The organism is Flavobacterium sp. HJSW_4, assembly GCF_042436695.1.
Taxonomy (GTDB): Bacteria; Bacteroidota; Bacteroidia; order Flavobacteriales; family Flavobacteriaceae; genus Flavobacterium.
In genome coordinates this window covers 110,807-136,152 of the sequence record NZ_JBHNPP010000001.1, presented here as the reverse complement: position 1 = coordinate 136,152, position 25,346 = coordinate 110,807, and the positions used below count along the sequence as shown (strand labels likewise).

Here is a 25,346-nt window from a genome sequence, read left to right as displayed (position 1 = left end):
ATCACAAAATGAAACATAAATTAATAATAGCGGGACTAATTATTTCGAGTTTATTTAGTTCTTGCCAGCAGTTTGAAGATGACTATTTAGATACAGATGCGCCATCAACATTAGATCCAGCATTGATCTTTTCTGAACCGACACTTGCAAAAGGAGCTGTTGATGGAATAAAAGTTCCATTTGCTGAGACGAACTCTTATAGAGGAAGATTTTTACCTTACTATGGATTAAATACAGATACAGAATGGTACAATACGTCGCAGACAGCAGGTGATAAGGCAGATTTGGCTGTTTACGATGCAAAGCCAAGTAACACAGAGATGAATACAACAAATAATGCTTATTCAATGATGTTTTCAGGTATTGAACGTGCGAATGTTTGTATTACAGGTATGCGTCAATATGGAGATCCTAAACCGGGAACAGAAATGGGGCAGTTGTTAGGAGAAGCTTTAACATTAAGAGCAATATACTATGCTGATTTACTTAAAGCATGGGGAGATGTTCCTGCTCGATTTGAACCTATTACTACTGCAACTTTATACTTGCCTAAAACGGATAGAGATGTTATTTACAAGCAATTAATTGCAGATTTAGGAGAAGCTTCTACTTTGGTTGCATGGCCAAATGCAACGTCTTATACTAGCACAGTTGAACATGTTAATAAGGCATTTGTAAAAGCATTTAGAGCGCGTTTGGCTTTGGTGGCAAGCGGTTACCAACAATATCCTGACGGAGTAAGAAGAAGCAATGATCCAGAACTTTCAGTTGCTAACATGTATGCATTGGCATTAAAAGAATCTCGTGAAGTTATTGAAAGCGGTTCTGCTCATTTAGAATCTACTTTTGAAGGTTTATGGAGAAAATACAATCAAGAAATTACTACTGCAGGAGGAGAATCTCTTTGGGAACTTCCTTTTGCTGATGGTCGTGGTCGTATGTTGTTTACATTTGCAGTAAAACATACTTCTCCAAGCGATCAATTCCAGCAAAATGGAGCAAACCGTGGAGGTACAGCAGGTCCTTTACCATTTGTTTTCTATGATTATGATCAGACAGATTTACGTAGAGATGTTACGTGTGTACCTTACAAATGGGGTACTGCCGTAGCAGCAACTCCTTATCCTATTGCTAAGCAAGAGTTAGCATCATTAGATACATGGTGTTTTGGTAAATATCGTTACGAATGGATGACACGAAGAGTTACTTCAGATAATGATGATGGTGTTAATAAAATGTACATGCGTTATGCTGAAGTGCTTCTTATTGCAGCTGAAACAGCAAATGAATTAGAAGGTCCTGGTGCAGCGATGCCTTATTTAAAAGAAATTAGAAGAAGATCATTTTCTTCAGCTGATCAGACTGTGAAAGTTGAGAACTATGTAAATGCTTTAACTAGTAAAGAAGTAATGTTTAATGCTCTTGTTGAAGAAAATAAATTTGAGTTCACTGGAGAAATGGAGCGTAAACAAGCGCTTATTCGTTGGAACTTGCTTAAAACAAACTTAGACAAAGCAAAACAAAAAATGGCAGATTTATCAGCTCGTACTGGTGAATATGCTGATGTACCTGGTACTTTATACTATAAATATAAATCTGATAATGTTAGCTTAGATATTTATGGATTAAACAGAGGAGAAACTACAAATCCTGGAGCTACATATACAGCTTTTACATGGACATGGACAGGAACTTCTGCCGATGCTAAGATCGCTTCATTGTACAAACCAGGAGTAAATCCTGATAACAGACAATTTTGGCCAATATGGCAAGTATTTCTTGATGGAAGTAATGGCCAGTTAAAAAATGATTTTGGTTATTAAAATCTTTAATAAATTAATAAGTTATTATGATGAACACAAAAAATATATTTAGAGGACTAATAACCATATTATTGCTTGCAATTACAATTTCGGGTTGTGAAAGTTATAATGAAGAGTTGTTAGACGGTGTAGGAAATACAAGAGAATTTTCTCCTATTGCACTGACAGCCAGAGTTAGAAACTCAACTACAGTTGAATTAAACTGGAGTGTTAAAGCAGATGAAAACCCAGATCATTACGTGGTAGAGTTTAGTCCAGATGATCCAGAGTTCAAGACTATTTTTAAAACAATGAATGTTTCAGCTAGTCAACTACCAATTCAAGTAGCTTTAGAAGGAGAAACTACTTATTCTATTAGAGTAAAATCGGTAAGTGCATCTGGTCTTGAGGATTCTAAATGGTCTATTACTACTGCGACAACATTATCTGAACAGATTTTCTTCCCAATAAAAGATGAAGAAATTCAAGGTACATCTGTTACTTTGAGATGGACGCCAAATAGTAATGTAACTCATATTTCGCTTCAACCGGGTGATGTAACTCATACTATAACAGCAGAAGAGAAAACGGCTGGAGTAGCAATTGTTACTGGTTTAACTCCTGAAACAGACTATGCAGTTACTTTAAAAAATGGAACAAAAACAAGAGGAACATTAAGTTTTACAAGTGGTGTTGATCTTACAAATGGTATTATAGTAAATCCAGGAGATGATTTAAATGCTAAAATAGCGCTGGCGACAGCAGGATCTAGATTGTTGCTTATGCCAGGTATTTATCAGACAACTGGTGAGGTGATTTTAAATAAATCGCTTATCATTAGAGGTGTAAGACCAGAGGATAAACCAAAATTAAATGTGAAATTTACTGTAAATTCAGGACTTGTTAACCTTTCATTGGTAGATTTAGAATTATATGGAACCGGATTAACTAATGCTGCGGTTGTAACTGTTTCAGGAGCTTCTCTTAATTATGGAAATATTTTAATCACTAAATCTTACATCCATGATTACACACGTGCTTTAATTGCGGCTAGTGCTTCAAATTCAAAAGTAGTTTCATTTACGGTTGATAATAGTATTGTTAAGTTAGTAAATACGAATGCTGGAGCTGATTTTATTGATTTTAGAAATACATATGTTGCAAGTATAGTACTTAAAAATAGTACATTCGATTCTTGTTCTACAGGACGTGATTTTGTTAGGGTAGATGCAGTTCTTCCAGCTGGAGGAGGTTTCTCTGGTACTGGATTAAAAACTACAACTTTAATACAAAACTGTACGTTGTATAATGTTTCAAATACAGTAGCTCCAAAAAGAATTTTATATGTAAGATTTGCAGATAATAGTTCTACTGTAATGAACACATTGATTGTTTCAACATCAGCTATTTATACGAATCAGACGACTACAGAAGCGCCTACATTTAGTAAAAATTATTACTATACTGCTGCAAGTTTTATGGATGCGAGTATTGCTTTAAACAAAGTTGATGCAAGTGGAGTAACAGCAAACCCACAATTTGTGGATGCTACGACAGGTAACTTTAAAGTTCAAAACCAAACAATGATTGACAATAACATTGGAGATCCTCGTTGGTTAAAATAAAAATCGTGGTTGATTAAATAGGAAAAGCGGGATGCAATTTAGTTTGCAATCCCGCTTTTTAAGTTTTCAGTCGCAGTCGCAGTCTCAGTTCTCGGTCTCAGTATTCAGTCGCAGAAGTAACTGAAAACCGAGACTGCGACTGAAAACTAAAATTTATTCGATGGATAAATCAAATTTTTGAAGCAAACCTGCAAGTGCCGTATGCGAAACCTTTGTTCCTTTAATTTTATTTTCTGACGGATCAAAAGCATAATTTCTGGAAGTTCTGAAATCGGTTTTTTCTAGAATACTTTCCACGAAAGTGGCTCCAGAAAGATCACAGTTTTTAAAAACAGCTAAAGACAAATCGGTATTCGAGAAATCAGTTTCTTTTAAAAGGCAATCTATAAAATTGGTTTTCTTTAGTTTTTTGTAAATGAAAGTTGAATAGTCCAAAATACAATCTTGAAAATTCATTGAAAACAAAAAACTATTGCAAGCACTAAAATCCAATCCCATTAATTTACAGCCGATGAATTGGATGTTTTTCAATCCAGTATTTCGTAAAGTCGCTAAAGAAAGATTGCAATTTTTAAAAGTACAATCTAGAAAGTCATTATGGCTTAAATCGCTTTTAGAGAAATTACAGTTGATGAATTCGCAGTTTACAAATTCAGTATTGGCTAAACTTTGTTCCGAATAATCGATTGTTTCAAAAGTTCGGTTTTGGTATAATTTTGATTCCATTAAAAAATTTAAAAGGCATGTAAAGTTTTATTCTAATTCGATACAATCGAAAAGGGTATTGTTTTGAAGTAATTCAGCAACATTCAATTCGCTGTCTACTCGTAAAATATTATCGCAATCTTCAAGATCGAAGTTCCACTGCGATTCTGGTAATAATTGATTTAGTAATGCAGAAGCCGATTCGAATTTGGTCTGATTATCAACGGAAGTTTTAAAAACATAAATCATAATTTGCATTTTTGAGCTAGCAAATTTCCGAAAAACACCCACATATTTGTTAGGATTCTATAATCAATAATTAGGACTTATCAATCATTTTTCGGTATCGGATAGGAGAAATCCCTTCTGCTTTTTTAAAAAATCGGCTAAAGTAAGATTGATCTTCAAAGCCTACTTGCGTTGCGATTTCACCTACAGAAAGTGTAGTTTGAAACAATAAATATTTGGCTTCTAGCAATATGTTTTCGTCAATCCATTTTACCGCAGACTTTCCCGTTACAGTTTTGACACACTTGTTTAAATGGTTTGGAGTAACATTTAGCAGCGAAGAATAATAATTAACCTGATGCTGGGTTTTGATATGATTATGAATTAATTCTTTGAATTTTCCTGTAATTGCCTCTGCCGCCGAAATGCTTTTTGAGGTTTTTACCGCATTTTTATTCATTTCATAAAACAAAGTAATCAGATACGATTGCACAATGTTTAGATCAGTAACAGTTGTTTCAGAATATTCCTTTTTCAATCGTTCCAAAATGTTGGTAATTGGCGCAAGATCTTCAGGAGCAAGTTTAATTTTTGGGTCTCCTGAAATTTTCAAAAAATCAAACTCATTGAGGAGTTCGCGGCTGCCGTATTTTCGAATTAAAATATCAGGATGAAATTGACAAATATATCCGCTGTGTATATTATTCACATTATCAAGCGAAAAAATCTGACCAGCCGGAACCATAATCATTTCGTTATCAGTCGTGATATATTCCTGATACCCCAATTTCATAGTATGCTCTCCCGAAGAAATAAAAATTAGAGTATGGCAAGAATGCTTAGAAGGAGGAACTGGATGCTGCATCTGCATCATCTCTCCAATTTCAAGACAGAAAAAATGTTCAGAATTCGATTTGAAAAGCATGTGGATAGGATTGTCTTCTCCCAAAAACTTTTCTCGAAATCCTTTTAGATTATAGGTCTTTATTTTCTCTGCCTGACTCTTTTTCATTTTTTAATAATATAATCTAAAATCGAGCAGTTTGCATAGATTGTAATGTTTGGTATAAAGATCTTCGACCACTTCAATCAGATTGTCATTTTCCTGATATAGGCTAAAAAATGCTTTGTCAATAGTACTGCAACTTGCAATTTTATTATAAGTAGAACCGTAGCCAGAAATGGCTCTTGCTCCAGTAATGTCTAAGAAATATTGTGCTTCTTCTTCATTTAAATCTAAAACTTTTAGATTGGCAAAATGAATAATTTTACCTTTCATTTTTCCTTCAAAAAGTTCGGCAATTTCTTCAATGCTGTAATAATAATCGTGAAGACAGATATTATTTTCCTGTCCAGGCATGGCAAGATAAATGATTTCATAATCTTTAAAATTATGATCTTCATAAAGCAAAATATTCAAGCTTTCTTCTAAGCCCTCAATTGTATCGCAAGTTTTATGAATACTAGAAATGCCTTGGTCAATTGCCAATTCTTCAAGACATTTTACCACATTGGTCGGGGTATGATCTTCTATATCTCGAACGCCTTCTAGGCAGAAAATGAATTTTTCATTATCCATGCAGTTTTCCTTTCTGTTTTTTTAAGATTTGATTCTTTTACGGATTCTCACAAATGTATTTTTTATAAAACAAAATCTACCATAGAAAGCAGACTTTAACGTGTTTTTTGGATTTTAAATTTAGGTTACAGCTACGTAAATTTTAAAGCGTATTTTTGTAAACCGAAAATAAATTACGCATGATACAAATTAATCAAACCACATCTTTTGAGGTTGAAGATATATTATTCTGTTTTGCTCTTGAATCTGAAGCAGCAGAAGTTTTTAAAGGAAACAATATTTTATTCACTGGAATTGGAAAAGTAAACGCTGCTTACGAATTGACAAAAGCAATCCAAAAGAAAAGACCTTCTGTAATTATAAATCTAGGATCGGCAGGAAGTAGCTGTTTTCAAAAAGGTGAAGTCATTTGTTGTACTAAATTTGTACAAAGAGATATGGACGTTCAAGGTTTGGGATTTGCACTATACGAAACGCCACTTTCTGGTTTGCCTCCAGTTTTAGAATATGGTTTGTTGATGGATAATCTTCCAGAAGGAATTTGCGGAACAGGAGATAATTTCGAAATGGGACATTGTTCAGATGCATACAATGTTGTCGACATGGAAGCTTACGCTCTAGCGATGATTGCGATGAAAGAAAACATTCCGTTTTTAAGTTTAAAATATATTTCAGACGGAGCCGATGATAATGCCGCCGAAGATTGGACAGTTCAAGTTCATAAAGCTGCAATCGCCTACGGTAAAATCTTAGGATTGATTGAAGAGACAGAAGCCATTTCTTAATTGAAGTGGCTTCTGTTTTTTTATTTATATAAAAAGTATGTATTCGTAATCATTAATTATTTTCAGGAGTGTTAGAAAGTGGTTCTGCTATTTTAGATAAATAACCAAACATTGCGGAATTGTTTGGAAAAGAATTTTTTAAAACTGTGGCCATCTTACACTCATGTTTTTTAATTTCATCAATATCCCATGTTTCAAAATTATGAATGTGTAACATTTTTAAGCTTTCAATTGTACCATTCTTAGATTCATTAATAAAAGTTCTTACATGGGCTCTTTTTATTTCAAAAGGCTCATTTTGCAGAGAAGAATTTTGTCCAGATGAAATCATAGCTAAGTTCCCAAAACGATCTAAATCATCTTTATCTAATTTTACAGTACTATTTCTTTGAGGAGTTTGAGGAGCAATATGTTCAATCGATCGATTGGATTTGAAAAGATAATTTTCTGCAATTTTAATGCTTTTGTCATCTTTAAAAACAACATTTCTGTTTTCCCATAAATAATAATCTAAACGCCAGAACCAATATCGGTCAATACTTCCATAAGCTAAATTTGAGCTGTTGAAATTTTCAATAGAAAAACGCTCATTATCGTATTCCTTTATTGTTTCAATAAATTCTTCAGCTTTTATGTCGGCAGGATTTTGTGCTATATATTCTAGTAGTTTTGTCAACCACAAATGATAGGAAGTACTCACATAAAGCATGGATTGATATTGGGTTATTTTTTTTCCATCATTAGGATTAGCATCATTGTCGTTGAAATTAATAAAATACGAAGTGTCATTTTGTTCGTTGTGAGTGATGCGCACAACGAATTGATCAAATAGAAGTTTGTATTTTAAAAGGTTTTCAAAAAAAGTTTTAACCTCATCGTTTTTTAAATTTTTATTGAATGTCTCTTGTAATTTATAAGTATTAAAAAAATTGGTAGTTGTTTTTCGTTCTTCTTCTGAAAGCTGTAACCATAAAACTTGAAGTAAAAACTCAGTAAAATTTAAAATTGATTTTTCGCTTCTGGCTATATAATTAGGATTTGGCCGTTTGGAACTAGAGGTAATTTGTTTTATCGTTGTTTTAATTTCTTTTTCTTCAGTTTTTCCATTTTCATCTGTTTTGATATCATTGCAATATTTTGCAATTTTCTTATAATTAGATAATTGATATAAAGATTTTTTTATTCTCAATTGAAGGTTTGATACTGTTTCTTCTTTATGTGGACGTATTAGAGATTTATCCATTTCTGAAACAGCATTCCAAATTTGTGTATATAAACTCTTGTCGTCACTGATTTTTTTCAACAAATCAACTTTCAAAATCTCATGATTTTCAAGACCTTTTCCAGAGGCATTCATGGCTTCAAAATATCTATTTAGATCTTGAGCAGTGTAGCTTTCAGGAAGCTCAGAAATAAAGAAAGTTGCTTTTTCATATATATAATTTATAAACTCATTCTTATCAGCAGATAAATTGTCTATGAAAGAATTAATAGTTTTAATTCCATCTCTCATTTTTTTGTTGACATATTGCCCTGCGTCATTTGTCACCGTTTTCTCAAAAATGCTCTTTATGTAATTTGCATCTTTTTCTCTAGCAAAAAACTTTAAACGATATTCATCAGGCTTAACAAATTTTTTCCAATCCTCAGAATCAAAAGCAAGTCCCATTAAGTTTAAGACAGTAAAACGCTGTTGTCCATCAACTAAACTTTGTTCGCCGCCATTTTTAAAAATGGTCAACATTCCAATGTAATAAGGATTCTTTTTGTTGGTTTTAAAACCGGTATATAAATCAGTCAATAATTGAAAAATTTCCTTTTCCGTCCATTCAAACAATCTTTGGTATAAAGGAATTGAAAAACTTAGTTGACCTATTGTAGCTGGCGTAAATTTATTATTCATGGTTAATTATATTTAACAATAGTGTTCTTTTTTAATTTTTCAATAATATTCTTTGTCTTGTCTTGATATCTTCCCTTTATACCTGGAAAACTTGTGCCGTAATGAAGGGTTTTTATTTGTTCCAACATTTCTGCTAGGAAAAAAGTTGGAGATGTTGCTTGCTCAATCATCATAATTATTTCAGAATTGGAAGCAAATTTTAGTATTGAATGTAAATAAGCCCTATTATTTTCATATCGATGTTTAGACATAATCTTTATTATGCCAATTAAAGCGTCAGACATGTAGAGAGTTCCAAATTTTAAATAATAAGCAAATAGAAAAGCTTCGATTGCATCACGATACCACCAATGGCTTTCGTGACATAAATTGTCATGAAGAGTTTTGTATTCTAAAGTCTCTGAAAATGTTTTGAATTTATAAATGAAAAAATCTGTGTAAGCAAAAAAGTGAGATCCACCTTGTATAGATTCATTAAATCTAAATTGTTCTCCAAAAGGAGGAATTTCTGAAATTATAGGAGAAGCCTCAAATTCATTTTTGACTTTAAATTTTTGATCGTTATTCCAATCTTTTTTGCGCATCCATTTTCTTAGCCTAAACAAATAAATTTCAAAAGTTCTTCCCAAATCTTTGTCTGTAGAGTCATTATCGAAATTTAAGATTAAATCATCCCATCTTTCAGCCATATGATTTGCTTGTTCTGGAATATGAATAAAACGCAAATGATGCGCTTTGAGCAAATCATAATCGGTTAATGATTTTCCTCTGGAATTTTGATTAGAAAAAAAAGTGTAGGCTAAATCAATAGTTTGGTCTTCGATAGTCAAGACACTAAATTGTAAATTGTTTAATATTTGATCTGTTTTATCCGTAAGGTTCTCATTATCTTTATGATTTTCAATTAGCCATTTATTATAACTCAGATATTCTACTGCCAGTTCTGAATTAAAAGCAGAGTTTAATAAAGAGAAATCTTTCTTATATCCTCCTATTTGTAATAACAAAAGTGATAAAGTAACCAGTCTCTGCTGACCATCAACAATATCGTATTGGTTTTCTTTTCTTTTGTGTAGAATAATGTTTCCTAAATGGTATTTCTTTTCTGAAAAATTTTTGATGTCATCAATCAGTTTTAAGACTGTTTTTTCCTCCCAGCAATATATTCTCTGATAATCTGGAATGGAAAGATTGTACTCGCTGTTGATTGCATTGTCTGTTTCGATTCCTAAAATTTCTCTCAACGAAACGGTATTCAATGTTACATTACTTGTAATTGGGTCACTCATTATTAATGCTTTTTTTGCTCGGGTTGTAGGTTGCTTTTAAGTATAAATTAGACAACTCAAATATAAATTAAAAGCTCAGACCTTAGCTTTAACAATAAATTTTAACAGTAATTATTTTTCAAAATGACTCCAGCATCTTTTTGAAATCGTATAATGTATTGGCTTTTTATATGAAAACTGTACTGGAAGCCTCATAGCTTAAAATTGATAAGTATTTGATGGGTTATTTCGTAGAAATGGATGAGGTTGATTTAATACTGCTTTAAAGAAACTTTTTAACTTTATAATATTCCTTTTTACTAATTAAAAAACCTCAAAACCAAAATGATTTTAACTATGAGAAAAATAATAATACTGTGTTGTGCTTTTCTTTTATTTGGAAAAACAATAGCGCAGGAAATTCCATTAGTGACTAATATTTCAGCCAGAAACAATATTACTTTAAACGGAAAATGGAGATATATCGTAGATCCGTTAGAAAATGGATATTACAATTACCGTTTGGAGCCTTTTAAAAATAACGGATTTTTCGAAAACAAAAAATGGAATACCACAGAATTGAGTGAATATAATTTTGCAACCTCAGCAGTTATGGATATTCCGTCAGATTGGAATTCGAAAGATCAGAGATTGTTTTTTTATGAAGGAACGGTTTGGTTTCAGAAAGACTTCAATTATAAAAAGGATTCTAAAACAAAAGGGATTCTGCATTTTGGAGCAGTCAATTATGATGCGAAAGTTTATGTAAACGGAAAAATGGCAGGAACTCATATTGGCGGTTATACGCCTTTCAACTTTGATGTAACCGATTTATTAGTTGACGGAAATAATTTCGTAGTAGTAAAAGTCGATAACAAACGCCATAAAGACAACGTACCAACGGTAAATATGGATTGGTGGAATTATGGCGGAATCACAAGAGATGTAACTTTAGCGCAAGTTCCGAATACGTATATCGAAGATTATCTGATTCAATTGGATAAAAAAGAAAAAGGAAAAATTTCGGGCTGGATAAAACTGAATACCGAAAGTGGAAACCAATATGTTTCAGTTTCAATTCCAGGATTAAAAATCAAAAAGAACGTTGCGACTGATGCTAAAGGAATGGCCTATTTCGAAATCAAAGCCAATCCAGTTTTATGGACTCCTGAAAAACCAAAACTATACGACGTAATCATAAGCAAAGCATATGAAAATATTGTGGATCAAATTGGGTTTAGAACTATTGAAACCAAAGGCAAAGAAATTCTGTTAAACGGAAAAAAAGTCTTTTTACGCGGAATCAGTATTCACGAAGAAGCACCTTTTAGATCTGGAAGAGCTTGGTCTGATAATGATGCAATTACGTTGTTGACTTGGGCAAAAGAACTAGGATGCAATTATGTTCGTTTGGCGCATTATCCGCACAACGAAAATATGGTAAAACAAGCCGAAAAAATGGGATTAATGGTTTGGTCTGAAGTTCCAGTTTATTGGACCATTTCGTGGACAAATCCTGATACTTATGCCAATGCCGAACACCAATTGCACGATATGATTTACAGAGATAAAAACCGTTGCGGAATCGTGATTTGGTCTATTGCGAATGAGACACCACATGGAGACGATCGAGATATTTTTTTAAGCAAATTGGCAAAATATGCTCGAACGCAAGACAATTCTCGTTTGATTAGTATGGCGATGGAAGTGACTTCAAGCTCTAATAATATCAATACACTTCATGATAATATGAACGAATATGTAGACATTGTAAGTTTTAACCAATATTTAGGTTGGTACAGAGGAACCAACGAATCTTGTAAAGACATGCAATGGGTAATTCCGTATAACAAACCAGTTATTGTCAGTGAATTTGGTGGTGAGGCTTTGCAAGGTCTTCACGGAGATAAAAAAGAACGTTGGAACGAAGAATATCAAGAAGAATTGTATATTCAAAACACTCAGATGTTCAATAGAATTGAAGGTTTAGCAGGAGTTTCTCCGTGGATTTTAGTAGATTTTAGATCGCCAAGAAGACAATTGCCAAACATTCAGGATTTCTTCAACCGCAAAGGTTTAATTTCTGATCAAGGAATTAAAAAGAAAGCTTTTTATGTGATGAAAGATTGGTACGCGCAGAAAGAGAAAGAATATAAATAAGTTTGAAGTTTTAGATAAAGAGAAAAACCTTCAGAATCAATTTTGATTTTGGAGGTTTTTGTGTGTTTTATGATTAAGTATATATTAAATATCAAACAAGATTTGCAAAATTGATTATAGAAAATAAGGAATTATGATTTTAATCAGATTGGTAGATTGCTCTAATAGTAATAGATTATTGACACTATCAAATCTGATTGTAATTTGTTTTATTTGGTTGATAAATCATTTAAAAAAAAAATATAGTGTAATTCAAAAGAATAAAAATTGCTTTATTTTTGTCTAAATCTTAAATACCACGAATTGTCTGATATACCTATAATAATTCAAATTCCAGAAGAAGAAAAGCTTTCTTTTGATAAATTTATAATTTCTCAACGTGGGAAGTATATTAGGTCATCTCAACAAATTGTAGATGAAATTTTTTTAAGACGACCAGATTTACAAAACAATATTATTGAAACTAAGATGGTAAGTGATATAATTAAATCACTTAGAACTGAAGTTTGGGATGAGTTCTTAAAGGATGAGGTTAATTTTAATGCAGCAGTAATGAAAGACCTGTATAAAATTTTAAAGACTCCTAAAATATTATTGGACGTTTTGATTGAAAACAGTATTGTATCCAAAGAAGGAGAGGATTTAAAAATTTCTGTTAAAGAACTTTGTGGAGAGTATGCCGGAAGAGTATTTCCTTATTTATATGCTCTTTCGCTAAGTAATACCCAATCAAGAAGGGCAAGGGCGGGAAAAACTTTTGAGGCAATTATTTACAAATTATATAATTTATTAGATTATGAATTTGATTCTCAAAATAAAATCGGAAGACAAATTTTTAGCGAAGTTGGTCTAGGGAAAAAAGTTGATTCAGTTTTGCCGAGTATTGAAAAATTTAATCAGAGGAGAAATAAAACTATTATTGGAACAATGAAAACTTCTTTGAGAGAAAGATGGCAGGAAGTTGCAGAGGAAATAGAAAGAACTAAAATACCAGAAATTCACTTACTAACGGTTGATGAGGAAATTTCAGCAAGTAAGGCGGAAGAAATGTCTAAGCATAACATTGTTATTGTAGCTTATTCATGGATTGCAAATGGCAATAAATTAGCTAAAGCAAAAAATATAGTAAGTTTTGAAGAGTATTTTTTTGAAGAAATACCAACAATTATAGAGTTTTGGAGAAAATGATAAAAATTATTGATTTATTTGCTGGAATTGGAGGCATTAGGAGAGGATTTGAGCAAGCTTCAAATGAAAAAATTGAATGTGTTTTCACAAGTGAATGGGATAATTTTGCTGTTCAAACATATAAAGCTAATTATCCTAACGAAGAAATCTTTGGTGATATTACCACTGTTAATGTTAATGATATACCTGAACATGATATTTTATTAGCTGGTTTTCCTTGTCAACCCTTTTCTCAAGCAGGATTAAAGAAAGGATTTGATGATACAAGAGGAACTTTATTTTTTGATATTGAAAGGATATTAAAAACGAAACAACCAAAAGCTTTTTTATTAGAAAACGTTAAAAGGTTGAAAACTCATGACAATGGGAGAACGTTAGAAATTATAATTAAGCATTTAAAAGAAGCGGGTTATAAGAATATCTATATAGATGTTTTAAAAGCTAGAGATTTTGGTTTGCCTCAAAACAGGGAAAGAATATTTATTGTGGGATTTTTAGATGAGAATGTGAAGTTTGAATTTCCGAAACCTATAAGTAAATTAACAAGGGTAGGTGATATATTAGAAACAAAAGTCGATCCAAAATATACGATCTCAGATAAGCTTTGGGAAGGACACCAAAGACGAAAATTTGAAAATAAATTGAAAGGAAAAGGTTTTGGATTTGGGATTGTGAATAAAGATTCAGAATATACTAATACAATTTCTGCAAGATATTATAAAGATGGAAGTGAAATTTTAATTGAACAAAAAGGCAAAAATCCTAGAAAGTTAACCCCCAGAGAAGCTGCAAGACTCCAGGGGTATCCAGATACTTTTAAAATAGTTGTTTCAAATAACCAAGCATATAAACAATTTGGCAATAGTGTTCCAGTTAATACAATACAAGCAGTCGCAAGTGAAATGATAAAAAGCCTAAAAGGAGCAGAACAAATTGAGATTAAAGAGCTACAAATTATTGAATAAGTTATAATCACAAATTAAGGTCTCATTTTTTGAGTTAATACTTCTCATACCAGTGCCACCAATTACTGTTTGGTCTTCTTTTACATTATCAAAAAAACTATCAATTTTGATAAATTTCCAAGCAACTAATTCCCGTTCAGTTTGATTATTAATTTGTCTTACAATTAGATAATATTCTAGTTGTGTCTCATAGGAAATTCTCACTAAATCATTTAGACGTGGTACATCTAATCCAAAACCTTTTTTTGCAAATTTTGGTAAATCTTTTTCTTTAACTTCAATCAAGCGGTAAACATTTTCAGATGTTTTAACTATCATGTCAATATCGGAAGGTTTTCCTTTTTCTTTGCCAAATCCTAAATAACCATCTAGAAATAATCTGTTTAGATAAATTTTAATTAGCTGAGATGTAGAAAAAGGTTCTAAATTATCTATTAACCATTGTTTTGTAGATTCAAGTATTGGGTAAGAATTTTTCTTTCTGTTTTCAATTGTAGTGAAAAAGTCTGTTATTTCTTCAATGTTATTGGAAGTCGTTTTGAAAGTATTTGTATCGGTATCAAATTCATGTATGATTATATCTGGAACATTAAGAGATATATTTTCATTTGCATATTTCATAACAGGTAATTCTTTCCAATTATCTGTATATGAAATCAAATACATTTTTTGAAAATTGAGCTTTGATAAAAAGCTGAAAACTTCAACATAACTGCCGTCGAAATCTTCCTCAGGAATAATCGATAGATAAAGAGAATTATCTAAACTAGATTCATTACTATCTTTAGAAATTATGATTCCTCCTTCCATCTGTTTGTAATTTGGATACTTTGAAGTTAAATAATTTTCAAGAAATAGTTCTCCTCTAAAGCCTTTGTATCTGCTTGCTAATTGTTTATCTCCTATAACATTATTAGAAACAAGCATATGTATGCCTTCTAGGATATCTTTTTTTTCCATAATATATTAATTATTAAATTTGTTTTTGGAGTTCTTGGCGTCTTTAAATTATAAGAATTTATAGTCTTACCGAGAAGTGGTATTTTTTAATCTGGATATATACAAGTGTAGCAATAATTTAAACTTAACCCACAAGTATTTTTACGGTTTTTTTGTGTTTTTTCCGTAATTTTATTTGAACAAAAACAGACTTAAAATGGAGATAGAAATTATCATAAGATTGCTTTTAGCAGCATTTTGGGGAGCTTTAATTGGTGCCGAAAGAGAATACAGAGGAAAAGCCGCTGGACTTCGAACCACAATAATGATTTCTGTCGGAGCTTGTTTTTTTACTTTAATGTCTGAATGGATCGGCGGCACTGGAAATCCAGACCGTATAGCTTCTAATATTGTTACTGGTTTAGGTTTTCTTTGTGCGGGAGTAATCTTTAGGTCAGACAGTCATGTTTCGGGAATTACAACGGCGGCGACAATATGGTCGGTTGCGGCGGTTAGTATGGGCGTAGGAGCGGGGTATTATTTTGCTTCGGCTTGTGCAGCGCTTATGATTCTTCTAATTCTAACGATGCTAACGGTTCTTCAAGATAAAATTGACCTCATCAACGAACATAAAATGCTTCGAATAACCTTTAAACGCTCAGATGCAGGTCACGCAAGATGCAAAGAGCTTTTTTCGACTTATGGTATAAAATCTAAACTGTTAGTGCAACACCGTAATATAGATCATATTATTTTAGAATGGCAAATTCACGGTTCTAAACATTCGATTGAATCTTTGTATGCTTCACTTTTAGCAGATCCAATTTTTGAAGAATTGGTGTTGTAATTTTAGATTAGTTTTTTCAATATCTCAATTCCTTTTTCTAATTCCTCTTTAGAAGAAGAAGCAAAACCAAGTCTTGTTCCGTTTTCATTATAATTTAGATATCGGTGTGCTTTTCCATCAGAGAAATACAATCCTTTTTTATACGCTTCTTTTGCCAGTTGTTCTAAATGGATTGATTGATCAAATTTAGTCCAAACCGTCATTCCTCCTTGCGGAATAGAAAAATCAACGGCATTTCCTAATTCACTGTTTAATAAACTACAGAAATGATTTCGTTTGTCTTCATAAATAGAAAGAGATTTTCGAAGATACCGTTGTACTGTTCCATCATTTATAATTTCTGCCATAGCATTATCAAGAATATGATCGCCTTGTCTGTCTAGAAGTACACGAACTTTCGTTAAATGCTCAATTACATTTTCTGGAGCGGCCAAATAGCCCATTCTAAAAGCAGGAGAAAAACTTTTGCTAAAAGAACCGCAATAAATAACCATTCCGTTTTCATCGGCACTTGCTAAAGGAAGCAACGGACGATTGCTATAATGAAAATCAAAATCGTAATCATCTTCAAAAATGATAAAACCGTATTCTTTCGCAAGTTCTAATAATTCCAATCGGCGATCAATGCGAAGCGCAACAGTTGTTGGGTAATGATGATGCGGTGTAATGTACACCATTCGAACTTTATTCTTTTGGCAGACTTTTTTCAATTCTTCGATAACCAAACCATGTTCATCAACAGAAATCCCGATATGTTGAGCTTTTGCATGGAGGAAATTGTTTTCGGCACGACGCCAACCAGGAATTCCCGAAACAACGATATCTCCTGGTTGTATAAGGGCATTACAAACCAAATTAACTCCCATAACAGTTCCTCGTACTGATAATATATTTTTGGAAGTCGTTTTTAAACCGCGAGTTTCATTTAAATGTTTTGAAATAGCTTCTTTGTAATAATCAGATCCGTCTGGATTTCCATAACTTCCAAATTTATCGTAAAGTCCGCTTCGGGTTAATTGATTGCGGTAAGCTCTGTAAAGTTCTTTTAAAGGAGCCAATTTAGGATCTGGAAAACCATCATCAAAATGAAGTTGGGTTTTAGGCACAAAAAAAGAGTTTTCTAAATACTGAGGTTTATCAATTGTAAAACCAGCTACTTTTTGTGCTTTGTTGGATTTTTCTTGAAGTTTTTCAGGTTTGATTTCTGGTATATGGGCAGACACAAATGTACCGCGTCCCGTAAAACTCTCAAGCCAACCTTGATTTTGTAATTCTTCAAATGCTTTAGAAACCGTAATTCTATTGATTCCGATAAAAACAGCAATATCTCTCGAAGAAGGCAATTTTTGTCCCGCTTGAAGTTTTCCTTGTTTTATAGAAAGCAATAAAACGGCAGCTAACTGAAGATATATCGGTTTGTCTCCATTTGGATTCAAATCGAGATCATTAAAAATCACTTTTAAAATTGGACTATTCATTTTGAATAAATTGGACTACAAATATAATCCAATTTAAATTTAATTTTGAACTTTAAAAGATAAAATGCTATGAATGAAATAAATATCATAATAAGAAAAGCACAGGAAATTGATGCCGAAAAAATTTGGGTTTTAATGCGAGATTTGGCCGTATTTGAAAAATACATTGATGTTTTTGCCATTACGCCGGAGATCGTTCGCGAAAGCGGATTCAGAAAAAGTCCGCCTGATTTTTATTGTATTGTTGCAGAAGATGCAGGACAAATCGCGGGAATGTTAGTCTATTATTTTCTGTCTTATACCGCTGTAAATAAACCAGCCATTTATTTAAAAGAATTATATGTTGACGAAAAATATAGAGGTCAGAAAATTGGCAAACAATTAATGAATGCTTTGCATAAAGAAGCTAAACAAAATAATTGCGGTCAAATTAAATGGACCGTTGCGCCATGGAATGATGCTGGAAAAAAGTTTTACGAAAGACTTGGAGCCAACGAAAACAAAGATTGGTTAAACTACGAATGGAATCTTTAAATATTGATTAATTTTAGAATTGAAAAAATCAGATTATGAATTTTAATTTACAACCCGTTTTAGAAAACGATCTTTGTATTCTATCTCCTTTAGAAGAAAAAGATTTTGATGCATTATATAAAGTGGCTTCCGATCCTAAGATTTGGGAACAGCACCCGAATAAAGATCGATGGAAAAAAGAAGTCTTCGAAAAGTTTTTTGAAGGAGCAATGCAAAGCAAAGGCGCTTTTAAAATTATAAAAAAAGAAACTGGAGAAGTTGTTGGAAGTACAAGATTTTACGATTTCAATCAAGAAGAAGATTGTATTTTTATTGGCTATACTTTTTATGCCGTTTCCTGTTGGGGAAAAGGTTTTAATCTAAGTGTAAAAAAGACAATGCTGGATTATCTTTTTAAATCTGTTTCTAAAGTTAGATTTCATATTGGAGCAGAAAATATTCGTTCGCAAATTGCGATTTCAAGAGTTGGAGCCCAAAAGATAGCCGAAGAAGAAGTAGCTTACTTTGGAGAAAAACCAAAATGGAATTTCGTTTATGAGATCGAGAAACCAAATTGAATTAGCGGCTGTAATGCCTCTGATCACGGCTATTTTTTGATTTTCTGAATTATCACAAAACTATTTTATTTCGAATGTTAAATTAAGCTTACAATTCTTACATTAGCAGATTCAAAATTTAGCCTATGGAGAATTTTATTCTTTTAATATTAATTGCATGTGTTGTCATTTTATTTAATAATTTTTCGAAATTAAAGAAGGAAAATGAGTTTTTAGATTCTTCTTTTACAAAGATTAAGGAAGATTATAAAACCTTAAAAAAGGAAATTGAGGAAATAAAAAATCAGCTTACAGAACCTGATTTTAAACCTGAAAATTTAACTTCTGTAAAAGATGAGGTTGAAATAATTGATGAACCAATACCCGAAAACATACCTTTAATTATACCAGATGCTGTATCTGTTATTGAAGATATTTCTCTAGAAAATAATATTGTAGCAGAAGAAATTTCAGAAAAACCAGTATTAGTTTCAGATGCTATTACTACTGATTCATATAACGAAATTGAAGCAAACGAAACTCCTCAGTTTGTAGAAAATTTTGAAACACTTCCTATAAATAAAGAGGTTGTACACGATGATTCGAAAGAACTTGAAGAAGAGCAAGATTATCCTGAAAGCGCTCTTTATGTTTTAATGAAAAAATTAGAACAGCAATTTGCCGAAAACTGGACAGGAATTCTTGGAACAGCCATTATGGTTTTAGGAATTGGCTATCTGAGTATTTATACAGCCTTGAAAGTTTCACCAATGTTCCGAGTATTAATTCTTTGGTTGTATGCTGGAATTTTAGGCGGTTCTTATTATTTTTTAAAGAATAAAGAAAAATGGTTTAAAACGGGACTTTGGCTTCGTAGTGCTGGAGCAAGTTTATTCCTGTTTGGTTGTTTTGGCGCATCGCAGATTCCGGCGCTTACTTTTTTAGATAATATTCCCCTCGCGTATTCGCTTATCGGATTAGGAATCGGAATCAATTTGTATGTTGGATATATTATCAAACAGCAAACCTTTTTATCGCTTCATACAATTTTAAGTATTTTAATTCTTTGCGTAATTCCCGATAAACTTTTAATCACATTTTTATTGGCGTCACTTACTGCAACAGCAGGAATTATTTTATCGTACAAAGAAAAATGGGAATATCATTTACTTATTGTTATTTCTGCTTTTATAATATTCGATATTTGGTTTACACAAGGCGCAAATGCATTAAGTAATTCTCAAAACATCTTTGCCATAATCGGTATTGTTTTGGTTTCGGTAAGTTGTATGTATATGCAATACAGAAGTATTTATGCTAATACAAGATTTGATAAAACTGCTTTTGCAACACATTTAACCAATTGGATTTTATTTGCTTTAGGTTTGGTTTTACATTCAACGGGAAGCAGAATCAAAATTTTTGTTTTACTGGTAGCGGGTATTCTTTGTCTTTTTGCAACACTTTTTGCAAGAAAGAAAAAGATTTTCTGGCTTTATCATCTTGACGGAATGGTTTCGTTTGTGCTTTTTGCCTTAACCATTTTCATGCTTAACGACTGGAAAGTAGGTTACGATATTATCGCATGCGGACTGTATTTCTTAGTTGTTACCTGTCTAATTATTGTTTACAAAAACAAAGAAGTTTTATTGCACAAGATATTTTTAGGAATCAATCATGTTTTAGGAATATTTATTTTGGGCTTCTTTATTTTGCACATTAATCTGTCTTCAGTGCAAACGAATATTACAAATGTCTTTGCTTCTTTAATTGTGATGACATTGGCAACTTTGCTAGTTTCTGTTTTTTGTGTTGCAAGAAAAGAGTTTTTAGAAACAGATGCTTTTGTTTTAAAGAAAGATTTGAGTTTAAACGGAATTCTTTCTATTCTGTTTTCGATGTTTTTCTTCATAAGTTGGTATCATACAATTGAAATTTCGTTTTATTATCCGCTTGTATTTATTGCTTTGTTATGGTGTCTTTTGCGATTCAAATTCAAAACAAACACATTCGATTTAGGAAGATTTACTTTTTTAAACATTGCGATTGTAGTAGGAGTGGTACTAATTGCTACAGAATCAAAATCTAATTCAGATATTTTTTATGCTTTAGGAATTGTTTCTGTAATCGTAACGAACTGGTTTGTAAAAGAATTCTACGCAGATAAAAACATTATTAAAACAATCGGTATAATTGGTGCGAACGCTTTACTTGTTCCGCTTTCTTATAAATATCTGTTTTTAGGAAATATTATTCAAATTTTACCTTGGTTTGGAATTGCTTTATTAAATCATGAATTTCTTTGGATTCAATTTAAAAGAAAAACACTTTCTTCAGACAATCAAATTCTGCTGTATCTTTTTACTGCCGCTTTCTTGATATTCGGAAATGCCTTGTTTTTATACAATACCCAATTTTTAAATAATATCGAAATCGGATTAATTGCTTTAGGACTTTCTGCTGTCGAAGTTTATATTTTGTTTGCCAATAAAATAAGAAACAAGTCAAATGAAATCATTTCTGGCTGGGGAAGTTTCCATACGCTAAATTGTGAGCTAATACTTTTTAATGCCTTAATTTTTGGTTTCTCTTGTATTGAGATCAATTACCTTCCAATATATTTAGGAGGTTTGGCATTATTGACTTTTTGGATTTTTCAGAAAATCGAAAAATTCAAGCGTTACAACATTTATTCGTTTGTATTATTAATAGGAACAATATCTTTAAGTATATACCAAGCCATTTATGATGCCGATATCGATAATAAAATTATACTGTACAGCATCCAAACCGTATGTGTTTTGTTGTCTGTAGTTTATTATTATTTACAAGTAAAAAGCACTAGAGAAGCAGGTAAAATGTTTATTTCAGTTTTACCAATTGTTCAAAATTTATGGATCATAGCTTTATTATTCATTCAAGTAGAAATAGCTTATTTAGCGCCGATATTTATGCTTTTAGCAATCTTAAATTTCGGTTTGATTTTATACAAAAAAGTAAATTTAGCTCCAGAATCGGTTTTAATTATTGCGCTTTTACCGATTTTAGTTTCTGCTTTTTACAGCATCAAAAATCTAAATGATTTTACTTGGATCGATTGGGCAGTACAACTATTGAGCGTTGCTTTATTGATTGTTTTAGTTATCCTGATTAAGAAAAAAGATTTCATAAAAGAATTGAAAGTAGATTATCAGATTGTCATTAATCTTTGGCTTTCTACCATTATGTTTGCGCAATTAGAGCATAAATGGCTTCCTGTGTTTTGGGCTTCAACCGCGATTGTAAATATTATTCTTTATTCTAAAAAAATCGGAAACAAAAAGGAAATCAGTATTGTATATTATTTGCTGGCCAATTTCCATCTGGCTTTTGTAAGTTTCTATTATTTCGAATCTAAATTTGAATTTGTATACCTAATTATTTTCGCTTTACTGGCACTATACATTTTTATTGTCTATAAATATATCGAAGATTTCGAATTTAAAAACAGCATCATTATTTATCCAGCAACTTTCAGTATTGGTTTATTTTTATTCCTCACATTTGACAAAGGAATTTTAACTTTCTTCTGGATATTAGAATCTTTAGGATTGTTGATTTTAGGTATTCTTCTTAAAGAAAAATATTTCCGATATGTGTCATTGTCTTTGGTCGGAATTTGCGTTATCCGACTCATGTTTTTCGACTTATCCAATGCAGATTTCCTAATTAGGGCTTTGGTTTTATTAGGAGTTGGAATAGTACTTTTAATTATGAATACGCTATTTAAAAAATACAAAGAACGATTTGATTAACATAAATCTTGTTTAATAAAAAGAACCACAGATTCATTATTTGAATTTGTGGTTTTTCTGTTTTACATCAAATTTGAATTTTAGTAAAATATCATTTTCTAAGTTTCGGTTTTTCCTGAATCACAGCAAAATAAGAAGTGCTAAAAGCCGAAAGACTTTTGTAACCAACCAAATGAGAAATTTGACTTAAAGTATATTGTTTGGTATCTAAAAGTTCGATGCTTTTTAGAATACGAATTAATTGCAAATATTTCTGAAGCGTAATATTTGTTTTCTGTTTAAAAATCCTTTGCAAACTGCGAACTGACATTTGAGCTAGATTAGCCAATTCATCAATTTCAAAAGCATATTGGTAATTTTTATTGATGTAATCGCAAACAGGAATCAAACGATCGTCTGCAGGAACTGGAATTTGCAGTGAATTGTTTTCGTGACAAAAGTTCGGAAGACTCGTTAAAATCGCTTTTAAGAAATTGGCTTGTTCTTCGTTTTCCGTTAAAAGTTTATCCCATTTTTGAGCATAAAGAATCATTTCTTTTAAAACATTGGGAGCTGAAAAAACATGTACATTTTGAAAAAAATCTTGTTCGGGAACAGATTTGAATAAAGCAATTATCAAGTTTACTGTTTTAGATTCTGAAGAAATGCGGTGCTCTTTTTTGGTCGGAATCCAGATTACATGGTTTTGCGGAACGAGATACGTCTTTTCTTCGATATGAAAATATTGATAGCCTTCTTCTACATAAGTCAATTGGTAACGTTCGTGTGTGTGAACGTAATCGTCATGCTGCCAGTTTTTATCATACCAAACATAAGCGTTTGTTTGAATATTATCTTCAAATTGACCTTCGTTTTTTTCGGATAAACCGCATTTTAAATTGGCGTTCTGCATGTACTTTTTGGCAAAGTTAATAAAAACGTCATCGCTAATTTTGTAAATGAATATAATTTACAATAAACATGAATAAACTACATTTCTTTTTAGTAGCCATTTTTACAGCATTTATAATGAATACAATGGAAGCACAAAATAAAAAAACAAACATATTAGTTCTGATTCATTCGGATAATGGAGGAACTTACGAACTGGCAAAAGAAATTGCCAAAGGAATTGAAAGTGATCCAAATGCAAAAGCAATTATCAAACAAGTAAAAACAACCACAAATTCTAAATTAAAAGATATTCCAGTTGCAACCGTTGAAGAATTACCATCTTATGACGGAATCGCATTTGGTTCGCCTGTTTATTTTGGAAATATCAGTACAGCAATGAGTGAGTTTCTTTCTAAAACAGTCGATTTGTGGTCGAATCATGCTTTGGAAGGAATGCCTGCAACAGTTTTTATGTCAGCAGGAAGTGGCGCTGGAAAAGAATTGGCTTTACAATCTTTTTGGAATAGTCTCGCTGTTCACGGAATGGTTTTAGTGTCAAACGGAATTAGAGGAAACGAAAAAATCGACAAGAAAATTCCGCAGGGAAATTCTGTTTTGGGAACAACAAGTTTGGCTTCTTTAAAAGATGTAAAAAGGCCAACTGAAAGCGAGCGTTATTTAGCAGAATTGCAAGGGAAAAATTTTGCTAAAGTTGCATTTGCTTTAAAAGGGACTTTTTCTAAAAAGGAAATTACGCTAAAAGAAGAACCTTCGATTAATACTATTTTAAAATCAAAGAATATTGTATTGCCTCAAGTGCCAAAACCAGCAGGAAATTATCAGCCTTATGTGCGTACAGGAAATCTGATATTTATTAATCAGGTAGCTTTGAAAGATGGAAAAATCTTAAATCCAGGAAAATTAGGATTGAATGTGGACGAACAGCAAGTAAAAGACGCAACGGAATTGACAATGCTAAATGTAATTTCAGTTTTGAATGAAGCCGTTGATGGCGATTTAAACCGTGTAAAACGTTGTGTTCAATTGACAGGAATTTTTAATACAAAAGACGATTACACAAAACACGCCGATTTAATGAACGTTGCTTCAAATCTTACAGTTGAAATTTTTGGTGAAAAAGGAAAACATGCAAGAGCAACTTTTGGAGCTTCTTCAATTCCGGTAAATTCTTCAGTAGAAATTCAAGCTGTTTTTGAAGTAGAATAATATTAAGTTGAAAAAGAAAACTCCTTAAATAAAACATTTAAGGAGTTTCTGTATAGATGAAATTATTATTTCTATTGTACTACATAAGGAACCTGATCGGCTTCGCAAAGTCTAAAATAACCCATTGCAAAATTACTAGCATCAGTAGTGTTGACAATATTCCCTCTAATATTTCCAGGAGGAACAGAAAACGGATTAGAATTTGAAGCTTCCAGAATTAATTTCCAATAATTATAGAAATTCTTAGAAACACCTCTATGCGTAATCGTTACCGTGTTTCCAGGTAACATTTTGTCCTCATGAGAATATCTAGTGCTGATTTCGTTTCCGTTATAAAACTCATCATTTGTAATTTCATATTCTGGATAAATCAAAAATGGAGCTTGATAATCGGTTACATAATAATTGGTCTGATCTGCTGGGTCATTGTAATAAAAAGTTAATTCAATGATATCTGTTCCGTCAAAATCAGGAACAATTTTCTGCTCCACTTTATTAATTGGAGTTACAGAAGTCAGTTTTTCAACTGCCGTGAAACTTTGTCCTTCAGCATCAATAAATAATTTATAATCAGCATCAATTACAGGAACAAAATTAGTGCATTTGTAAACTCCTGCTTCGGTTTCATTAAAAGGAAAAACATCTCCGTTACTGTTTTCTACTCTCACTTGCGCACCCGAAACTTTTGGTGTAGAACCATTATAATATGGAGCCGTTTTACTAATTTTTATGGTTTGATCTTTTCCGTCAGTTCCTTTTTTCCAGATAATTTCGGCATCGATTACCAATTTGGTTTCTCCAGTTGGCAAATCAAGATTTACCACATCTTCGCATGAAGCGAAAACAAAAAGAAGACTTATTAATGCCAGCGCTTTGTTCATTACCATATATTTTTTCAATTTATTCATAG

The 25,346-nt window shown here is 31.9% G+C and carries 21 protein-coding genes; 11 read left to right on the top strand and 10 right to left on the bottom strand.

Going from position 1 to position 25,346, the window contains the following annotated elements:
* The first annotated feature begins 8 nt into the window (after positions 1–8).
* Together ACE01P_RS00670 and ACE01P_RS00665 are read left to right on the top strand one after the other, a co-directional pair.
* Entirely contained in the window at positions 9–1,823 is a 1,815-nt protein-coding gene (locus tag ACE01P_RS00670) for a RagB/SusD family nutrient uptake outer membrane protein (RefSeq protein WP_379692967.1), read from the top strand.
* 26 nt (positions 1,824–1,849) lie between these two features.
* The gene (locus tag ACE01P_RS00665; protein ID WP_379692965.1) at positions 1,850–3,427 is read left to right on the top strand and encodes a DUF5123 domain-containing protein; all 1,578 of its coding nucleotides are present in this window, start codon (positions 1,850–1,852) and stop codon (positions 3,425–3,427) included.
* Positions 3,428–3,580: 153 nt separating this feature from the next.
* Here ACE01P_RS00665 and ACE01P_RS00660 read toward each other — a convergent pair whose 3' ends face one another.
* From ACE01P_RS00660 to ACE01P_RS00645, 4 genes are all read right to left on the bottom strand, one after another.
* Complete coding sequence (locus ACE01P_RS00660; protein ID WP_379692963.1) at positions 3,581–4,153, bottom strand: pentapeptide repeat-containing protein; 573 nt, start codon at positions 4,151–4,153, stop codon at positions 3,581–3,583.
* A gap of 27 nt (positions 4,154–4,180) precedes the next feature.
* Positions 4,181–4,381: a hypothetical protein gene (locus ACE01P_RS00655; protein ID WP_379692961.1), complete on the bottom strand. Its 201-nt coding sequence runs from the start codon at positions 4,379–4,381 to the stop codon at positions 4,181–4,183.
* Positions 4,382–4,451: 70 nt separating this feature from the next.
* Entirely contained in the window at positions 4,452–5,372 is a 921-nt protein-coding gene (locus tag ACE01P_RS00650) for a helix-turn-helix domain-containing protein (protein WP_379692959.1), read from the bottom strand.
* A 3-nt stretch (positions 5,373–5,375) separates the two neighbouring features.
* The gene (locus tag ACE01P_RS00645; RefSeq protein WP_379692957.1) at positions 5,376–5,939 is read right to left on the bottom strand and encodes a DUF6642 family protein; all 564 of its coding nucleotides are present in this window, start codon (positions 5,937–5,939) and stop codon (positions 5,376–5,378) included.
* Positions 5,940–6,118: 179 nt separating this feature from the next.
* Here ACE01P_RS00645 and ACE01P_RS00640 point away from each other — a divergent pair, with 179 nt between their 5' ends.
* On the top strand, positions 6,119–6,724 hold the full coding sequence (locus tag ACE01P_RS00640; protein ID WP_379692956.1) for a nucleosidase: 606 nt from the start codon (positions 6,119–6,121) through the stop codon (positions 6,722–6,724).
* A gap of 52 nt (positions 6,725–6,776) precedes the next feature.
* Here the strand turns inward: ACE01P_RS00640 and ACE01P_RS00635 are convergent, their stop codons facing one another.
* Positions 6,777–8,627, bottom strand: a complete 1,851-nt coding sequence (locus ACE01P_RS00635) for a DUF262 domain-containing protein (RefSeq protein WP_379692954.1) — start codon at positions 8,625–8,627, stop codon at positions 6,777–6,779.
* Between the two features lie 2 nt (positions 8,628–8,629).
* Positions 8,630–9,916 carry a DUF262 domain-containing protein gene (locus ACE01P_RS00630; RefSeq protein WP_379692952.1) on the bottom strand — a complete coding sequence of 429 codons (1,287 nt, stop codon included), beginning with the start codon at positions 9,914–9,916 and terminating at the stop codon, positions 8,630–8,632.
* Positions 9,917–10,252: 336 nt separating this feature from the next.
* Here ACE01P_RS00630 and ACE01P_RS00625 point away from each other — a divergent pair, with 336 nt between their 5' ends.
* The 3 genes from ACE01P_RS00625 (at position 10,253) to ACE01P_RS00615 (ending at position 14,208) form a co-directional block, all read left to right on the top strand.
* Positions 10,253–12,055, top strand: a complete 1,803-nt coding sequence (locus ACE01P_RS00625; RefSeq protein WP_379692950.1) for a glycoside hydrolase family 2 protein — start codon at positions 10,253–10,255, stop codon at positions 12,053–12,055.
* 303 nt (positions 12,056–12,358) lie between these two features.
* Entirely contained in the window at positions 12,359–13,243 is an 885-nt protein-coding gene (locus ACE01P_RS00620; RefSeq protein WP_379692948.1) for a type II restriction endonuclease, read from the top strand.
* The gene (locus ACE01P_RS00615) at positions 13,240–14,208 is read left to right on the top strand and encodes a DNA cytosine methyltransferase (protein ID WP_379692946.1); all 969 of its coding nucleotides are present in this window, start codon (positions 13,240–13,242) and stop codon (positions 14,206–14,208) included. Before ACE01P_RS00620 ends, ACE01P_RS00615 begins: the two co-directional genes overlap by 4 nt.
* Here ACE01P_RS00615 and ACE01P_RS00610 read toward each other — a convergent pair.
* On the bottom strand, positions 14,191–15,168 hold the full coding sequence (locus ACE01P_RS00610; protein ID WP_379692944.1) for a hypothetical protein: 978 nt from the start codon (positions 15,166–15,168) through the stop codon (positions 14,191–14,193). The two genes, ACE01P_RS00615 and ACE01P_RS00610, sit on opposite strands and share 18 nt — an antisense overlap.
* A 196-nt stretch (positions 15,169–15,364) precedes the next feature.
* Between ACE01P_RS00610 and ACE01P_RS00605 the strand changes: the two genes are divergently transcribed.
* The gene (locus ACE01P_RS00605) at positions 15,365–15,994 is read left to right on the top strand and encodes an MgtC/SapB family protein (protein ID WP_379692942.1); all 630 of its coding nucleotides are present in this window, start codon (positions 15,365–15,367) and stop codon (positions 15,992–15,994) included.
* 2 nt (positions 15,995–15,996) lie between these two features.
* Here the strand turns inward: ACE01P_RS00605 and ACE01P_RS00600 are convergent, their stop codons facing one another.
* Positions 15,997–17,472, bottom strand: a complete 1,476-nt coding sequence (locus tag ACE01P_RS00600; RefSeq protein WP_379692940.1) for a PLP-dependent aminotransferase family protein — start codon at positions 17,470–17,472, stop codon at positions 15,997–15,999.
* Positions 17,473–17,541: 69 nt separating this feature from the next.
* Between ACE01P_RS00600 and ACE01P_RS00595 the strand changes: the two genes are divergently transcribed.
* The 3 genes from ACE01P_RS00595 (at position 17,542) to ACE01P_RS00585 (ending at position 22,336) form a co-directional block, all read left to right on the top strand.
* A complete protein-coding gene (locus ACE01P_RS00595; protein ID WP_379692938.1) occupies positions 17,542–18,006 on the top strand; it encodes a GNAT family N-acetyltransferase in 465 nt (154 codons plus the stop codon).
* A gap of 35 nt (positions 18,007–18,041) precedes the next feature.
* The gene (locus ACE01P_RS00590; protein ID WP_379692936.1) at positions 18,042–18,563 is read left to right on the top strand and encodes a GNAT family N-acetyltransferase; all 522 of its coding nucleotides are present in this window, start codon (positions 18,042–18,044) and stop codon (positions 18,561–18,563) included.
* 125 nt (positions 18,564–18,688) lie between these two features.
* A complete protein-coding gene (locus ACE01P_RS00585) occupies positions 18,689–22,336 on the top strand; it encodes a DUF2339 domain-containing protein (protein WP_379692934.1) in 3,648 nt (1,215 codons plus the stop codon).
* Between the two features lie 91 nt (positions 22,337–22,427).
* Here ACE01P_RS00585 and ACE01P_RS00580 read toward each other — a convergent pair whose 3' ends face one another.
* Positions 22,428–23,228, bottom strand: coding sequence for an AraC family transcriptional regulator (locus tag ACE01P_RS00580; protein ID WP_379692932.1), 801 nt, complete (start codon positions 23,226–23,228; stop codon positions 22,428–22,430).
* A 68-nt stretch (positions 23,229–23,296) separates the two neighbouring features.
* Between ACE01P_RS00580 and ACE01P_RS00575 the strand changes: the two genes are divergently transcribed.
* Positions 23,297–24,436, top strand: a complete 1,140-nt coding sequence (locus tag ACE01P_RS00575; RefSeq protein ID WP_379692930.1) for an Atu1372/SO_1960 family protein — start codon at positions 23,297–23,299, stop codon at positions 24,434–24,436.
* A 71-nt stretch (positions 24,437–24,507) separates the two neighbouring features.
* Here the strand turns inward: ACE01P_RS00575 and ACE01P_RS00570 are convergent, their stop codons facing one another.
* Positions 24,508–25,344 (bottom strand): DUF4249 domain-containing protein, encoded by an 837-nt coding sequence (locus ACE01P_RS00570; RefSeq protein WP_379692928.1) that lies wholly within the window; start codon positions 25,342–25,344, stop codon positions 24,508–24,510.
* Positions 25,345–25,346 lie beyond the last annotated feature (2 nt).